Source organism: Mesorhizobium sp. 128a (assembly GCF_053848025.1).
The window spans coordinates 193,535-208,135 of the sequence record NZ_JBSPKY010000007.1; the positions used below are offsets into that span (position 1 = coordinate 193,535).

The following is a 14,601-nucleotide window of genomic DNA, read 5'->3' on the forward strand; positions in this document are numbered from 1 at the left end:
TGGAGACATCCATGGATCGTCCAATCCGAATGCGAACTGATCCCGCGGAGATGCGTGCGCGCATCTTGGGGGTGGCGGATGAGCAGTTTCGCCGCATCGGTTTTCATAAAACGTCAGTGGCCGACATTGCCGCCAAGCTCGGCATGAGCACGGCAAACGTCTACCGTTTCTTCCCCTCCAAGGGTGCAATCATCGAGGCCATCTGCGGGCGTGTGATGGATGAGGTGGCAGAGTTCGCCTTTGTGATCGCGCGAACGGGCGCGCCAGCCTCGGAGAAACTCACCCTGCTTTTGACCGCGATTCACCATCACACCAAGACGACCCTGGTCAAGGAAAAGCGTATGCACGACATGATCGTCGCCGCCATGCGGGAAAACCGGGCGATCATCAAGGCGCATATCGAACAGATGGTAGGGATATTTGAGGCGATCATCCGCGAAGGCATTGAAACGGGAGAATTCAGGTTCGAAGATCCGGCGGAGGCGGCGCGCGCGGTCAAGACCGCGTTCACGCCGTTCTTCCATCCGGTACTGCTCGAGCACTGCCTTCAACACGGCGAAGACATCGAAGCGGGCATGCGCGAGCAGGTTCACTTTATCCTGAAAGCTCTGGGCAAGTTGGACCCAGCGGTGCACCACCAGAGCCGATGCAACCGTCGAATATAGAGTGACGCGCGGCCAGGTGCTGCCGAAGCTTCGGGCGTTTCTGGATTTTGGATACAGGCGAATCAATCAAACGTTTAGTGCTGGGCCTGCGACCAACCTAAACACGAAAGCGCCCAAAAAGGTTACCAGTTGAGCTGATCGAAACTCAACGAGGCCCAAGGCGGCGAAGGTCGCCGCCCCGCACCTCTTTCGGATCGGAAAATCCCGTTCGCCGCTCAGTTTACCGGGCCAAGCAGGACCGAACCGTCGGGCACGCCGCCGTCGATCGGGATGGCTTGGCGGTTTGCGCTCGCCACCATCGGCTGGCCGATGTCGGACGTTACGACCACCGGGCTCTTCGACGGTACGCGGTCGTAGAGATCGATGATGTCCTGGTTCATCAGACGCACGCAGCCCGATGAGACGGATTTGCCGATCGAGTTCCACTCCGGCGAACCGTGCAGGCGATAGAGCGTGTCGACATTGTCATGGAAGAGATAGAGCGCACGCGCGCCAAGCGGGTTCTTCAGCCCGCCGGGCATGCCGCCATTCTTGGCGCTGTACTGTTCCAGTTCAGGCTGGCGGGCGACCATCTCATCCGGCGGCGTCCATTTCGGCCACTTCTGCTTCCACTGGACGACGGCGTCTCCAGACCATTCGAAGCCGGCGCGGCCGAGGCCGACACCGTAACGGATCGCCTGGCCACCCTCGCGCACCAGATAGAGGAAATGGTTGGTCGTATCGACGATGATGGTGCCCGGCCGCTGGCCGGTCGGGTCGGGAACGATCTGGCGCAGGAACTGCGGGTCCATCTTCTTGATCGGGATGGCCGGCAGTTCGAAGCCGCTGTCCGACATTGGGCCGTACATCGTCGCGTAGTCGCCGAGCGGTGGCTCTTCATAGGTCGGCGGCGGCGGTTCGGCCGGCGGCGGCGCCGAGCCGGTGGTGGTGCAGGCGGAGACCGCAATCGAGGCGGCGCCAAGGGCTGCGGCGTTCAGGAAGCCGCGACGGCTCAGGCGATAGGGGTCGATTTCGGTCTTCAACATGGTTGCCTTTTTTAAAGTCTCAGATCGCAAGAAGGCGTGAATGCCTTCAGGCGGCGCAGTGTCGGCCTACCCCCCAATGCCTGGCGCGATAGGCGGTTCCGATTCTGGCCTGAGGGTGGACAAACAAAGGCGAAGCTGTGACCGTCCTGCCACTGTTGCTCCAAGGCAACAGAGCCCTTAGCCGCCTGTCAACAACCCTTCCAGCGACGGCAGGATAAGCGCCGGCGGAAAGTCCCTGTATTCCTCAGGCTGGTTGGCGCGGTTGATCCACACGGTGCGAAAACCGAATTTGGTCGCCCCGGCAATATCCCAGCGGTTGGACGACTGAAAGGAGACCGCACCTGGATAGAGGCGCCAGCCTGTCGCCACCATGTCGTAGGTCAACTGGTCGGTCTTGAAGCGCTTGACGGTATCGACGGAAAAGATGTCGTCCAGTACCTGATCGAGCGCCGCCGACCTGACCGCAGCTTCCAGCATCTCGGGCGAGCCGTTGGACAGGATTGCCAGCTTGGCGCCGGACGCTTTGAGCGCCTTGAGCACGGCGGGAACTTCCGGATAGCAGTCGAGCCGCCAATAGGCTTCGAGCAGCTTTGCCTTCAGTCCCTTGTCTGCTGAGGGAACCTTGCGCAGGGCGAAATCGAGCGCCTGTTCGGTGAGCTGCCAGAAATCGGCATAACCGCCCATCAGCGTGCGCACCCAGGAATATTCCAGCTGCTTGGCGCGCCAGATTTCCGACAGAAGCTGACCGTCCGGCCCGATCTCGCCGTCGTGACGGCGCACGGCGGCATGCACGTCGAACAACGTGCCGTAGGCGTCGAAAACGTAAGCCGCGTAATGCATGGCAACAGTTTTGAGGGCAGGCGGGGCAAGGTGCAAGCATCGATTGCAGTCCTGGTCGCTTTCTTGCGGCTCGCTGGCCTCAACAAAATCCGCCGGATGCCGGTTGACGGCGCCGGCCAAAGCATCTTCCAATGTCGGCAACAGGCAGCTTTGAAGCGGAACCGAACAATGACACTGGCGACTGCGGCGCTCTCGACGACATGGACCTTCCTCGACGGCGACTGGTACGAAGGCAACGTCGCGATCTTGGGGCCGCGCAGCCACGCCATGTGGCTTGCCACCAGCGTCTTCGACGGCGCCCGCTGGTTCGAAGGCGTCGCCCCCGACCTCGAGCTGCATGCCGCCAGGGTGAACGCGTCCGCGATCGCGCTCGGCCTGAAACCGTCGATGAGCGCCGACGAGATCGTCGGAATGACCTGGGACGGACTGAAGAAGTTTGACGGCAAGACCGCGGTCTACATCCGGCCGATGTACTGGGCCGAGCATGGCGGCTATATGGGCGTGCCGGCCGATCCGGCCTCGACCCGCTTCTGCCTCTGCCTCTACGAATCGCCGATGATCTCACCGACCGGCTTTTCGATCACCGTGTCGCCGTTCCGGCGGCCGACGATCGAGACCATGCCGACCAATGCCAAGGCCGGCTGCCTCTACCCCAACAATGGCCGCGCCATTCTCGAAGCCAAGATGCGCGGCTTCGATAATGCGCTGGTGCTGGACATGCTGGGCAATGTCGCCGAGACCGGAACCTCCAACATTTTCCTGGTCAAGGACAGCCATGTGCTGACGCCGGCGCCGAACGGCACCTTCCTGTCCGGCATCACCCGCTCGCGCACCATGACGCTGCTTGGCGATTACGGTTTCAAGACCACCGAAAAGATGCTGTCGGTACGCGACTTCCTCGAAGCCGACGAGATCTTTTCGACCGGGAACCACTCCAAGGTTGTGCCGATCACCCGCATCGAGGACCGCGATCTGCAGCCCGGTCCTGTAGCCAAGAAGGCGCGCGAACTCTATTGGGAATGGGCGCATTCGAAGCCTGTCGGCTGAGCCGTCGGCGCTTCGCCTGCCAGGCGTTCTTTTTTGACGCGGCATCCTGTCGGCAAAACCGTGTGACACTTTTCCGGAACCCGCTTAGAAAAGGAGCCGGCACTTCATTCCGGAGTTGTTCCAGATCAATCCAGCCCTATCTTAATCCGGTATTCACCCCGGGTTTTTCCATGAGGAGTATGACCGATGGCTTTTGAATTGCCCGCTTTGCCCTATGATTACGAGGCCTTGCAGCCCTACATGTCGAAGGAGACGCTGGAGTATCACCACGACAAGCACCACAAGGCCTATGTCGACAACGGCAACAAGCTCGCCGCGGAAGCCGGCCTTGGCGACCTGTCGGTCGAAGAGGTGGTCAAGCAGTCGTTCGGCAAGAATGCCGGCCTCTTCAACAACGCCGCCCAGCACTACAACCACATCCATTTCTGGAAGTGGATGAAGAAGGGCGGCGGCGGCAACAAGCTTCCCGGCGCCCTGCAGAAGGCGGTCGACGCCGACCTCGGCGGCTATGACAAGTTCAAGGCCGACTTCATCGCCGCCGGCACCACGCAGTTCGGTTCGGGCTGGGCCTGGGTCTCCGTCAAGGACGGCAAGCTGGCAATCTCCAAGACGCCGAATGGCGAGAATCCGCTGGTCCATGGCGCCTCGCCGATCCTGGGCGTCGATGTCTGGGAACATTCCTATTACATCGACTACCGCAACGCCCGGCCGAAATATCTCGAGGCCTTCGTCGACAGCCTGATCAACTGGGACCATGTCCTCGAACTCTACGAAAAAGCGAAAGCCTGACTGATCCTGAGAAGCCCCGGTACCCGGGGCTTTTCTTTTTCAGCTCGAAACGGGAAGCACACAGCAAATCGGCAGAATCCGTGGCGGCGAGAGGGAATAATCCCGTCTCGCCATCCGTTAACGTCAGGTCGCGAACCCTCATTACCCCCCTTGGAGCCAATTGAATGAGAAAGCTTGTCATCGCCATCTCTATGCTCGGCCTCGCCGTATCGGCCGCTTTTGCCGACCCGATCCTCGACCGGCAAGGACTGATGAAGGAGCGCGGAAAGATCGTCGGCGGCCTGTCGAAAATCGCCAAGGGCGAACAGGACTTCGATGCCGCCGCCGTGCTGACGGCGCTGCAGGCATTGCAGGTCAATGCCGAGAAATTCGATACCGACACGTTGTTCCCGGCCGGCAGCGACACCGGTGACACCACCGCTTCGCCTAAAATCTGGGAAGACATGGCCGGCTTCAAGTCGACCGGGGACAAGTATCTTGCCGACGTGAAGGCCGCCGTCGCAGCCGCCCCTGCCGATGTCGATGCGCTCAAGGCGCAGATCGGCACCCTCGGCAACGATTGTGGCACCTGCCACCAGACCTACCGGGTAAAGAAGGGCTGATCCCGGGCAATGGCCCTGTTGAAAAAACTCATCGGCGCCGCCCTTGTCCTGGGCGTCGCCGGCGCCGGCGCCGGCTGGTTGTTGTCGGCGCCAGTGAAACTCGACGCCGAAACCCTGGCGCAACTCGACCCCGGCGACGCCTCCAAGGGCAAGCGCATCTTCAATGCCGGCGGCTGCACCTCCTGTCACGCCAGGCCGGGATCCAAGGGCGAAGCCCGCCTGCAACTGGTCGGCGGCCTTGAACTCAAGACCCCGTTCGGCACCTTCGTGCCGCCCAACATCTCGCAAGATCCCAAGGACGGCATCGGCGCCTGGACGGTCGAGGACCTCGCCAATGCCATGCTGAAGGGCGTGTCGCCTTCGGGCGAGCATTTTTATCCGGCCTTTCCCTACGCGTCCTATGCCCGCATGAAGCCGGCTGACATTGCCGATCTCTATGCGTTCCTGAAGACGCTGCCGGCGGTTGCCGGCAAGGCGCCGGACAACTCGCTCAGTTTCCCCTTCAACATCCGTCGTGGTCTTGGCCTGTGGAAGCGGCTCTATCTCGACAAGGAACCGGTGGTTGCCTTTGCCGACGGCACGCCCGACCCGGTGCTGGCCGGCCGCTATCTGGTTGAAGGACCCGGCCACTGCGGCGAATGCCACACGCCGCGCGACTTCACCGGCGGCACGAAGAAAGGCCAATGGCTGGCGGGTGCGGCTGCCGCCGAAGGCAGCGGCATCGTGCCGAACATCACATCGGGCGAGGGCGGCATCGGCGATTGGTCGGAAGCCGACATTGCCAATTACCTCGAAACCGGCTTCACGCCCGATTTCGATTCCGTCGGCGGCGCCATGGTCGACGTGCAGCGCAACATGGCCGAACTGCCGCCGGAAGATCGCGCAGCGATAGCCGCCTATCTCAAGGCGGTGCCGCCGCATCCCAACGGCTACCCGGTACGCGCCAAGCCGGCCAAGTGATCCCTGTTACGGGTGGCGGTCGCCAAGGAAATCGAAGCCGCTGTCGAAGAAGTGGTTGTAATTGCAGGTCAATTCCTCGCCGGGTGCGATGTCGCGCAAGGCATAGGTCTCCTCGGGCGAGGAAACATCGCAATTCGGTTCGTCGTCATGGTTCATGTAGCGCGCGTCGTCGGCTTCGAAGACGATGTAGCTCGGATCGCGCCGGTCGGGATAGGAATAGCGATCGAGATAGCTCTTCACCGGCCCGCTCTCGCCCTCATAAGTCTCGACGTCGATGATGCGGTCAAAGCGTGGGTCGAGCCTCCAGACCAGCGTGCCCTTGGCAATGTGGGTCTTGGCGAAAACACCGATGCCCTGGATCGGCGATTTCTCGAGATAGGTGTCGACGAGCAGCATAGCGGACCCTTTGCGTATGTCATGACCTGGAAGGTGCCGCGCATTGGGTAGCGCGCAGCCATCGCAAATGCGAGTAAAAATGAGCAGCGAGAAATTCAAAAAGTGATGATCAGCACGCCTCGACGGGCGCGGCTTTCGCCACCGACATCAGCGCTGCTGCAAAGCCAGGCGAATGCCCAAGGCGCAGTAGATGCCGCCAACCACCTTGCCTTGCCATTTCACCACGGTTGGATTGCGGCGCAGGAAAGTGCCGAGCCGGCCCGCGCTTACGGCAAAAACAACTGTGCTGAAAAGGCCGAGCAGAACAAAGATTACACCCAGCATCATCAGCTGGAGCATCACCGATCCGTTTTCAGGTCGCACGAACTGCGGCAGGAAGGCGAGGAAGAAAAGCGCGGTCTTTGGATTGAGTACTTCAGTCAGGACGGCCTGTCGAAACGCCTTGCCCGCGGAGATCGCGAGCGCGCCGGCAGCAGGATCGGCCGGTGTTCTCTCGATGATCGCGCGAACGCCGAGGTAAATGAGATACGCCGCGTTGCCGAGGTGGCGATGATCGCTGAAATGCCGACCATCGCCATGACGGTATGGAACACATCGCCAGCCGCGACGCCGGCTCCCGTCGCGATGCCAACTCTCGTTCCGGAACTCGTCGCTCGCGCCACCGTCAGAAGCGTGGCTGGGCCTGGAATAAACACAAAGCCAAGCACAACCGCGATGTAAGTCGTCAAAGTGGGCAGATCGATCATTTCTACGCCTCCGTTGAAGTCTCAGCCTTGCGTGTCACCTTCAGCGCAAAGGAATAGGTGTAGGCGATCTCCTCCAGCCGGGAAAACCGGCCGGAAGCGCCGGCATGGCCGGAATCCATGTTGATCTTGAACAGCACCGGATTGTCGCCGCTCTTGCGTTCGCGCAGCCGCGCCACCCATTTGGCCGGTTCCCAATAGGTGACGCGCGGATCGGTCAGGCCGGCCAGCGCAAGGATCGGCGGATAGTCGTGATCGGCGACATTGTCATAGGGCGAGTAGGCGGCGATGATCCGATAGTCCTCCGCTGATGCGATCGGATTGCCCCATTCCGGCCATTCCGGCGGCGTCAGCGGCAAGCTTGCATCGAGCATGGTGGTCATCACGTCGACAAAGGGAACCTCGGCAACGATGGCGCCGAAACTTTGCGGCGCCATATTGGCGATCGCGCCCATCAGCATGCCGCCGGCCGAGCCGCCTTGCGCGACGATGCGGTCGTGTTGTGTGTAACGCTCGGCGACGAGGTGCTGCGCGACGGCGATGAAATCGGTGAAGGTGTTCATCTTGTGCTGGCGCTTGCCGTCGTCATACCAGCCATAGCCCTTGTCCTTGCCGCCGCGGACATGGGCGATGGCAAAGACAAAGCCCCGGTCGACCAGCGAGAACCAGTTTGTGTTGAAGGCGGCTGGAATGGCGATGCCGTAGGAGCCGTAGCCGTAAAGCAGGCAAGGTGCGGAACCATCGAGCGGCGTGTCGCGGTGATGCAGGAGCGAGATCGGCACAAGTTCACCATCGGCGGCAGGCGCCATCAGCCGGCGCGTGACATAGTGGTCCGAGTCATGGCCGGAGGGCACTTCCTGGGTCTTCAGGAGCACGCGCTCGCGGCTGCGCATATTGTAGTCGAAGACCTGCGCCGGCGTCGTCATCGACGAATAGGTGAAGCGCATGATCTCGGTGTCGTATTCATAGGATCCCGAGAGGCCGAGCGAGAAGGCCTCTTCGTCGAACGAGATCAGATGCTCCTCGCCGTTGCGGCGGTCGCGCACGACGATGCGCGGCAGGCCCTCCTTGCGCTCGAGTCTGACCATATGGTCCTTGAAACCGACCACCGACAGGATCAGCCGGCCCGGCTCGTGCGCCACCAGCTCTTGCCAGTTGGCGCGCACCGGGTCATCAGCCGGCGCCGTCATGATCTTGAAGTCCTTGGCACCGTCGGCATTGGTAAGGATGAAGAAGATGTCGCCGCCTTCTTCCAGGTCATATTGCAGGCCGGTCTCGCGCACCGCCACAAGCTTTGGCTCGGCGGACGGCTCGTCGGCGCGCATCAGGCGGTATTCCGAGGTTTCGTGATCGTTGATGCCGATCATGATCCATTCATTGGAGCGCGTGCCGCCGACATCCATGAAGAAGCCGGGGTCGGTTTCCTCATAGATCAGCCGGTCATTCTCAGGGCTGTCGCCGAGCGCATGGAACAGCACCTTGGACGGGCGATGATTGTCGTCGAGCCTGGTGTAGTAGAAACCGTCATCGGCGGCATTCCAGGTGCCGCCACCACTGGTGGCGCCTATCTGGTCAGGCAATTCCTTGCCGCTGGTGAGGTCGCGCACGCGCAGCGTGAAGAATTCGGAGCCCTTGTCGTCGAACGCCCACAAAAGCTTGCGGTGATCGGCCGAATGGTCGACGCCGCCGAGACGGAAATAGGGCTTGCCCTCGGCTTCCGCGTCGCCGTCGAGCAGGATCTGCTCGTCGCCGCCATCGCGCGGCGTGCGGAAATAGCGTGGCTGTTCGCCGCCAAGCTTGAAGGATGAGCCATAGGCATAGGGACCATCCTTCATCGGCACCGTCGAATCGTCTTCCTTGATGCGGCCTTTCATCTCGCCGAACAGCTGCTTCTGCAGCTCTAGCGTGTCGGCCATCAGTGTTGCCTGATAGGCGTTTTCGGCTTCGAGATGGGTGCGGATGCGGCCGTCGAGCAGGGAAGGGTCCCTGAACATCGCCTGCCAGTTATCAGCCCTCAGCCAGGCATAGTCGTCGATGCGGGTAAAGCCGTGATGCGTGTCGAAGACGGGGTGTTTCTCGGGGCTCGGCGGACTGGCGGTCGGAAAGGCTGGGGTCTTGGTCATTGCGTCTCACTGAAGAAGTTACTTGAATGGCACATGAACACGCCGATCAGCGCGGGTTCAAGGGCAGGCAGGCATTGGTGCGGCGGCTCACGACAATGAGCCGAAAGGAGAGGATGATGAATTTCTACACCAGCACCGCCGCGGCTCTCGCCGTCGCTTCGACCGTTCTGGCCGTTACGGGCCAGTCTCATGCAACCGCGTTCGCCGCTTGGCAAGTGGCTGAGGTGCCGTTCGGCGACACGCTCAACGTTCGCAAATATCCGTCCAACGCATCCCAGAAGCAGGCCGCCTATCCCAACGGGACGATGCTGCAGATGACCGGCAAGTGCACCGGAGGGCTGAACCTTCTGGAGATCGCCGGCCAGCCGCACTGGAAGCAGAAACAGGCAATCCGCTACCAATGGTGTCAAGTTTGGCACGACCCGGCGCAGAATGGCGGTTTTGTCGCTGGCTGGGTCTACGGAAAATATCTCGCTCCCTATTGAATTTGGTCTAAAGCAGGTCTTCTTTTGGCGGGTCTCGCAGACACCTTGCAACTTCTGATTTTGCACGAATCAAACACTTCAGCCATTCGAGCCTGCAAAGCATAGGCTAAGCATCGCAGTCCACTTTATGAGTCCTTGCTGATTTAGCGATGCATGACCTTACGTCATGCCAGTCCTGGTCCGACCAGAAAATATCGCGAAGTTACAGAGTGCACGAAAGATTGAAGCTGAAGAGCGACTATTCGATGAATATCGTTGAATATAGCGCAAGATGCGAATTGACTTACTTGGTCCGCAGGCTCATTAAGATGCCCGGACGCGAATCCATGAAGCTCTTCCAGCGTGAAATTCGCGCCATGCCCGATCTCTCAAAAAGGGGGCAAACAGAAACATCTTTCGTTGGGGCCTGAAGACCATGGATATCGTCGAAACACCTTCCAGAAATAGCGATGCGCTGATCGAGCTGACCGCCGATGTGGTCGCTGCCTACGTCAGCAACAATCCCGTGCCAGTCGGCGAACTGCCGAATCTTATCGCCGACGTCCATGCTGCTCTCGGGCGCGTGGGCGGAGCAAGCGAACAGCCTCCTGCCGACAAGCAGAAGCCTGCGGTAAACCCGAAGCGTTCTGTCCATGACGACTACATCGTCTGCCTTGAAGACGGCAAGAAGTTCAAGTCGCTGAAGCGTCATTTGATGACCCACTACGGTCTGACGCCCGATGAATACCGCGAGAAGTGGAATCTCGACGCGAGCTATCCGATGGTTGCTCCCAACTATGCTGCTGCCCGTTCGCAGCTGGCTAAGAAGATGGGCCTCGGCCGCAAGCGCAAGGGCCGGTAACACCGGCTCCAGTACGACAAGATCAACGGCGCCTTCGAGGCGCCGTTTTTGTTTCCGGAACTAAGCGGTCTGCTTGAGCGCCATTTCGGCGTCGCGCTTGATGCGCTTGACCATCGAGCGCAAGCCATTGGCGCGCTGCGGCGACAGGTGTTCGTCGAGGCCGAGCGACTTCAGCGTCGCTTCGGCGTCGGTTTCCAGGATCTGGCTGGCGGACCGTCCCGAAAACAACGCCAGCATGATGGCGACCAGGCCGCGCACGATATGGGCGTCCGAATCGCCGGTGAAGGTGATGACAGGATCGGCGCCTTGCGCTTGTTCCGTGGTCAACCAGACCTGGCTGACGCAGCCGGGCACCTTGTTCACGGCATTGCGTTCGGCGTCGGGAAATGGCGGCAGCGCTTCGCCGAGCTCGATCACATAGCGATAGCGGTCTTCCCACTCGTCGAGCAGGGAAAAGTCGTCGCGGATCGTCTGGATCGTCGTGGCCATTGCTTGGGATATAGTCATCCGCGGCCGTGGCGTCACGGAAAAAGAAGAAAAGCACCGCAGGCGCCGAGAGGTCCGATCGGCCTGCGGTGTCGCTGTAGGGACAGCGGAAACGGTGTTTAGTTCTTCACCACCAGGTTGGCAGGTATGTTGACGGTCGCCGGCAGCACGATGTCCTCGGCGACGCTGCCGGTGGCCAGCGAGGTATCGGGCGATGTCGCGGGCTCGGTGCCCTTGTCGTCCAGCATGGCGGCCGCGATCTTGGCGGTTTCCTTGGCCCGGGCGGTGATCGTGTGCATCGCCGACTTGCCGGTCTCGCAGACATCGGGCTTGCGCTCGCAAATGCCGGCGATGTCGCCGACCGCCTCGCGCGCCGCGAACAGTGCCTGGATCGGCCCGACGCTCTCGTGGCCCTCTTCGTCGGAGCCGACGCCCAGCGGCAGCGCCAGCAGCACCAGCGAAAACCAGAACGCCATTCTAATCAGAAAGCCCATCGATCTGCCCTCTCGTCCATGACCGGATCATGCGTCCATGCGACATGACCTCTTTTATATCAGCGACAATGACACATGAGGCGCAAAGGACGGCTTGCTTGCCCAGCGAAAATTTTCCTCAAATTTTAGGCAAATTCGAAACGGAGCATTTTGCAATGCATTGGCTTCAACTGCCGGCGATTCCCTTAACCTTGCACTAACCATCCAAGCGATTGTTATGCATGGATATATCCAGAAGTGCCGGCATGCCTGCTCAGGATTTTGCCGCCTCGGGCACGCCTTTTGCCCATAACGCTCCGTTTACTATGGCCGCAAATGACGGTTCATTCTGGCACCGGCACCGCAATTTTTGCCGCAGGGGCGTCGTTGTTCCGGTCAGCCTTATTCATTCCTTAAACGCTGGATGCGAATTTCAAACAAACAAAAACGACCTGCAAAGCAGGGGCAGTCACGACCGGGTGCGAGTGCGTTGAGTTGAGTTTGATAAAGGCCAGATATATTGAACTGCCTGGCGCGCTAGCGGCCGGTTGCGAACGCATGGTCCATCCAGCCATCGTCGGCCGGGACGACCGCCTGCGCCAGCGCCGGTTCATCGGCATCATGCTTGCCGCTCCGTTCTTTGCCGCGGGTGCTGCGGTGACACTGGTCACCTCGGGCATGGGTGCCGCCGTCACCGTCGCAACAATCTTCGCCGCCTTCGGTCTTTGCTGGTTCGCCGCCTTGCTGGTGGCGGCGTCGGGCAAGATGGCGCTGGCCGCCCAGGTCGCGCTTGCCGCCGGCGGTCTTGCCCTTGCCGGCGCCATCGCGGCAGCGGGCGGCCTGGCGTCGCCGGTTGCGCTGCTGGTCCTGGCGCTGCCATTCGAAGCCTGGTGGATCGGTGGTTCAAAGCGCGCGGCACTTTGGGGCGGCATTTCCGCCCTTGCCGCAGTGCTGCTGCAGCCCTTTGTCGGCTCTGTCGTCCCGCTCGGCGCGGTGGAAGTCGCGGTGTGGCACTGGCTGCTGCCGCTGGCCTGGGGGCTGACGCTGGTTCCTCGCCTCACAGCTCTTGGCGATGCCGCACGCGCGCGGCATGCGCTCCTTCCAAGCGATCGCCTCGAAGACATGATCGACGCCGTTGTCCTGCATGTCGCCCGGCACGGCGAAGTCCTGGATGCATCGGCCAAGGCGCGCACCATGCTGAAGCTGCCGCCGGAACTGCTTTTCGGCGCCGGGTTGTTCGACCGCATCCATCTGTCCGATCGCGTTGCCTATCTGAGCGCCCTTGCCGACATGCGCGATGGTGCCCTGGCGCGGCGGCTCGATCTTCGGGTAAGGCTGCCGCAGGACGGCAATGCTCCGATGGCCGACAATTATCGGCCATTCCAGCTCGAACTGGTTCGGGCCGAGGAGCAGCAGGAGACCTTCACCCTGCTGCTGCGCGAGAACGACGAGATCGCCGAACTGCGCGACGAGCTTGCCGCTGCCAGTGAGGCGGCAGCCTCGGCCGAGGTGGCGAAGGGCCGCTTCCTGGCGGTGGTCAGCCACGAGCTTCGCACGCCGCTCAACGCCATCATCGGTTTTTCCGACATGCTGCTGCATGAAATGTTCGGCGGCTTCAAGGACCCGCGCCAGAAGGAATATGTCGGCCTGGTCCGGGATTCGGGCCAGCATCTGCTTGCCGTCGTCACCTCGATCCTGGACGTGTCGAGGATCGAGGCGGGCGCCTACGCGACCGAGCCAGAACCGTTCCGCTTCATCGAAGCGGTCGAGATGTGCCAGTCGATGATGCAGCTGCAGGCCAACGCCAAGAACATCGACCTCCAGGCGCAAATTGCGCCCGACGCCGGCGAGATCAATGCCGACCGCCGCGCCGTGCAGCAGATCCTGATCAACCTTGTCTCCAACGCGATCAAGTTCACACCGGATGGCGGCGATGTCGTCGTCGGCGCCAAGCGAATCGGCTCGCGGCTGCATTTCTGGGTCAGGGACACCGGCATCGGTATCGCCGAGGAGGATTTCGCCAATCTCGGCAAGCCGTTCATGCAGATTCAGAACGACTATACCCGCCGCTTCGAGGGCACCGGGCTCGGCCTGTCGCTGGTCAAGGGCCTGGTGGCCCTGCATGACGGCACGATGTCGATCGAGAGCATGCCGGGCGAGGGGACCACGGTCACGATCAGCCTGCCGGTGAACGGGCCGAAGAAGCGCGCGGCCGACAGGAACGGCGTGCTGCCGATGCCCGTGACCAGGACGAAGGGCGACGCGAAAGGGGACAGGAATGGCTCGCTCCGCAAGACAGCCTAAGGCGGTCAAGCGCCGCAGCGGCGCTTTCGAGGCCGGCGCGATTGCGCTCGGCGGCGCGATCTCGCGCAATCCGGTCCTGGTCGGTGGCTCGACCGCCTTCCTGGTGACGCTGTTCTACATTTCCGCCAACGCGCTGTGGTACCAGCCGTTTCCGCATGCCGGCGCCTTCTTCGCCACCCGCAGTATCGAGGGTTTCCCGCGCCCCGGCACAGACGAACCCGAAACCACCATCAACATCCTGCGGCCCGGCGCGGCGCCGGCCAAGAGCGACCCGACGGTCGAGCAGGTGCAAGGCATCCTGAAAGATCTCGATTTCTACACAGGCACGGTCGACGGCATTTCCGGGCCAAATACACACAAGGCGATCCAGGCCTACCAGCAGAAGGTCGGCTTGCCGGCATCCGGCGAGATCGACGCCGTCCTGCTCGACCAGCTCGGCGCCAAGCAGACAACGGCGGGTATTCCGCATCCGGCACCACGGCCGGTGGATATGGCCGCTGCTCCTGCTGTCGCGCCCGCGGCTGCACCCGCACCAATTCCGGTCTCCGCGCCGGCATCCGCCCAGGCGCTCGATCCCCGCATCGTCAAGATCCAGGCCGGGTTGAAGGCATTCGGCAATGACGACATGCAGCTCGATGGCGTCGTCGGCGCCCGCACCAAGGCTGCGATCAAGGAATTCCAGTCACTGTTCGGCCTGCCCGAGACCGGCGAGCCCGACGAGGTCGTCTACGTCAAGATGCGCGAAATCGGCCTGACCAACTGAACAGACCAGGCGACCGCTCGCGGGCGACTAAAAATCCGGCTAAGACGCTGCGCATGTCG

Annotated in this window: 15 protein-coding genes and 1 pseudogene; 9 read left to right on the forward strand and 7 right to left on the reverse strand. The window is 61.6% G+C overall.

The window, feature by feature from the left end; genetic code table 11:
* The first annotated feature begins 11 nt into the window (after positions 1–11).
* A complete protein-coding gene (locus ACWTU9_RS14430) occupies positions 12–665 on the forward strand; it encodes a TetR family transcriptional regulator (RefSeq protein ID WP_455858851.1) in 654 nt (217 codons plus the stop codon).
* Between the two features lie 215 nt (positions 666–880).
* Here the strand turns inward: ACWTU9_RS14430 and ACWTU9_RS14435 are convergent, their stop codons facing one another.
* Both ACWTU9_RS14435 and ACWTU9_RS14440 read right to left on the reverse strand, forming a co-directional pair.
* The gene (locus ACWTU9_RS14435; protein WP_455858852.1) at positions 881–1,690 is read right to left on the reverse strand and encodes a L,D-transpeptidase; all 810 of its coding nucleotides are present in this window, start codon (positions 1,688–1,690) and stop codon (positions 881–883) included.
* A gap of 177 nt (positions 1,691–1,867) precedes the next feature.
* Positions 1,868–2,530 (reverse strand): haloacid dehalogenase type II, encoded by a 663-nt coding sequence (locus ACWTU9_RS14440; protein WP_455858853.1) that lies wholly within the window; start codon positions 2,528–2,530, stop codon positions 1,868–1,870.
* A gap of 168 nt (positions 2,531–2,698) precedes the next feature.
* Here ACWTU9_RS14440 and ACWTU9_RS14445 point away from each other — a divergent pair, with 168 nt between their 5' ends.
* The 4 genes from ACWTU9_RS14445 (at position 2,699) to ACWTU9_RS14460 (ending at position 5,928) form a co-directional block, all read left to right on the forward strand.
* Positions 2,699–3,577 carry a branched-chain amino acid aminotransferase gene (locus ACWTU9_RS14445; RefSeq protein ID WP_455858854.1) on the forward strand — a complete coding sequence of 293 codons (879 nt, stop codon included), beginning with the start codon at positions 2,699–2,701 and terminating at the stop codon, positions 3,575–3,577.
* A 186-nt stretch (positions 3,578–3,763) separates the two neighbouring features.
* Positions 3,764–4,366: a superoxide dismutase gene (locus ACWTU9_RS14450; RefSeq protein ID WP_112395582.1), complete on the forward strand. Its 603-nt coding sequence runs from the start codon at positions 3,764–3,766 to the stop codon at positions 4,364–4,366.
* 164 nt (positions 4,367–4,530) lie between these two features.
* On the forward strand, positions 4,531–4,968 hold the full coding sequence (locus tag ACWTU9_RS14455; protein ID WP_455858855.1) for a c-type cytochrome: 438 nt from the start codon (positions 4,531–4,533) through the stop codon (positions 4,966–4,968).
* A 9-nt stretch (positions 4,969–4,977) separates the two neighbouring features.
* Complete coding sequence (locus tag ACWTU9_RS14460; protein WP_455858856.1) at positions 4,978–5,928, forward strand: c-type cytochrome; 951 nt, start codon at positions 4,978–4,980, stop codon at positions 5,926–5,928.
* A 6-nt stretch (positions 5,929–5,934) separates the two neighbouring features.
* On the opposite strand, the gene ACWTU9_RS14465 is transcribed toward ACWTU9_RS14460, so the two are convergent.
* The 3 genes and pseudogenes from ACWTU9_RS14465 to ACWTU9_RS14475 form a co-directional block, all read right to left on the reverse strand.
* Positions 5,935–6,324 carry an SET domain-containing protein gene (locus tag ACWTU9_RS14465; protein WP_454586550.1) on the reverse strand — a complete coding sequence of 130 codons (390 nt, stop codon included), beginning with the start codon at positions 6,322–6,324 and terminating at the stop codon, positions 5,935–5,937.
* A 147-nt stretch (positions 6,325–6,471) separates the two neighbouring features.
* Positions 6,472–7,070: pseudogene (locus tag ACWTU9_RS14470) on the reverse strand (LysE family translocator).
* A 2-nt stretch (positions 7,071–7,072) separates the two neighbouring features.
* Positions 7,073–9,190, reverse strand: coding sequence for a S9 family peptidase (locus ACWTU9_RS14475; protein ID WP_455858857.1), 2,118 nt, complete (start codon positions 9,188–9,190; stop codon positions 7,073–7,075).
* Between the two features lie 113 nt (positions 9,191–9,303).
* Here ACWTU9_RS14475 and ACWTU9_RS14480 point away from each other — a divergent pair, with 113 nt between their 5' ends.
* Positions 9,304–9,675: an SH3 domain-containing protein gene (locus ACWTU9_RS14480; RefSeq protein ID WP_455858913.1), complete on the forward strand. Its 372-nt coding sequence runs from the start codon at positions 9,304–9,306 to the stop codon at positions 9,673–9,675.
* 415 nt (positions 9,676–10,090) lie between these two features.
* Positions 10,091–10,516, forward strand: a complete 426-nt coding sequence (locus ACWTU9_RS14485; protein WP_023673680.1) for a MucR family transcriptional regulator — start codon at positions 10,091–10,093, stop codon at positions 10,514–10,516.
* A 60-nt stretch (positions 10,517–10,576) separates the two neighbouring features.
* Here the strand turns inward: ACWTU9_RS14485 and ACWTU9_RS14490 are convergent, their stop codons facing one another.
* Positions 10,577–11,005 (reverse strand): SufE family protein, encoded by a 429-nt coding sequence (locus ACWTU9_RS14490; RefSeq protein WP_455858858.1) that lies wholly within the window; start codon positions 11,003–11,005, stop codon positions 10,577–10,579.
* A 116-nt stretch (positions 11,006–11,121) separates the two neighbouring features.
* A complete protein-coding gene (locus tag ACWTU9_RS14495) occupies positions 11,122–11,496 on the reverse strand; it encodes a DUF5330 domain-containing protein (RefSeq protein WP_455858859.1) in 375 nt (124 codons plus the stop codon).
* A gap of 537 nt (positions 11,497–12,033) precedes the next feature.
* On the opposite strand from ACWTU9_RS14495, the gene ACWTU9_RS14500 reads away from it, so the two are divergent.
* A complete protein-coding gene (locus ACWTU9_RS14500; RefSeq protein ID WP_455858860.1) occupies positions 12,034–13,779 on the forward strand; it encodes a PAS domain-containing sensor histidine kinase in 1,746 nt (581 codons plus the stop codon).
* Positions 13,754–14,542: a peptidoglycan-binding domain-containing protein gene (locus ACWTU9_RS14505; RefSeq protein ID WP_455858861.1), complete on the forward strand. Its 789-nt coding sequence runs from the start codon at positions 13,754–13,756 to the stop codon at positions 14,540–14,542. Before ACWTU9_RS14500 ends, ACWTU9_RS14505 begins: the two co-directional genes overlap by 26 nt.
* Positions 14,543–14,601: the final 59 nt, after the last annotated feature.

Coding starts and splice junctions, on each gene's coding strand:
- ACWTU9_RS14505 (WP_455858861.1), top strand. CDS start 13,754: ATGGCTCGCTCCGCAAGACAGCCTAAGGCGGTCAAGCGCCGCAGCGGC.
- ACWTU9_RS14500 (WP_455858860.1), top strand. CDS start 12,034: ATGGTCCATCCAGCCATCGTCGGCCGGGACGACCGCCTGCGCCAGCGC.
- ACWTU9_RS14455 (WP_455858855.1), top strand. CDS start 4,531: ATGAGAAAGCTTGTCATCGCCATCTCTATGCTCGGCCTCGCCGTATCG.
- ACWTU9_RS14465 (WP_454586550.1), bottom strand. CDS start 6,324: ATGCTGCTCGTCGACACCTATCTCGAGAAATCGCCGATCCAGGGCATC.
- ACWTU9_RS14440 (WP_455858853.1), bottom strand. CDS start 2,530: ATGCATTACGCGGCTTACGTTTTCGACGCCTACGGCACGTTGTTCGAC.
- ACWTU9_RS14430 (WP_455858851.1), top strand. CDS start 12: ATGGATCGTCCAATCCGAATGCGAACTGATCCCGCGGAGATGCGTGCG.
- ACWTU9_RS14475 (WP_455858857.1), bottom strand. CDS start 9,190: ATGACCAAGACCCCAGCCTTTCCGACCGCCAGTCCGCCGAGCCCCGAG.
- ACWTU9_RS14495 (WP_455858859.1), bottom strand. CDS start 11,496: ATGGGCTTTCTGATTAGAATGGCGTTCTGGTTTTCGCTGGTGCTGCTG.
- ACWTU9_RS14480 (WP_455858913.1), top strand. CDS start 9,304: ATGATGAATTTCTACACCAGCACCGCCGCGGCTCTCGCCGTCGCTTCG.
- ACWTU9_RS14490 (WP_455858858.1), bottom strand. CDS start 11,005: ATGGCCACGACGATCCAGACGATCCGCGACGACTTTTCCCTGCTCGAC.
- ACWTU9_RS14460 (WP_455858856.1), top strand. CDS start 4,978: ATGGCCCTGTTGAAAAAACTCATCGGCGCCGCCCTTGTCCTGGGCGTC.
- ACWTU9_RS14485 (WP_023673680.1), top strand. CDS start 10,091: ATGGATATCGTCGAAACACCTTCCAGAAATAGCGATGCGCTGATCGAG.
- ACWTU9_RS14445 (WP_455858854.1), top strand. CDS start 2,699: ATGACACTGGCGACTGCGGCGCTCTCGACGACATGGACCTTCCTCGAC.
- ACWTU9_RS14450 (WP_112395582.1), top strand. CDS start 3,764: ATGGCTTTTGAATTGCCCGCTTTGCCCTATGATTACGAGGCCTTGCAG.
- ACWTU9_RS14435 (WP_455858852.1), bottom strand. CDS start 1,690: ATGTTGAAGACCGAAATCGACCCCTATCGCCTGAGCCGTCGCGGCTTC.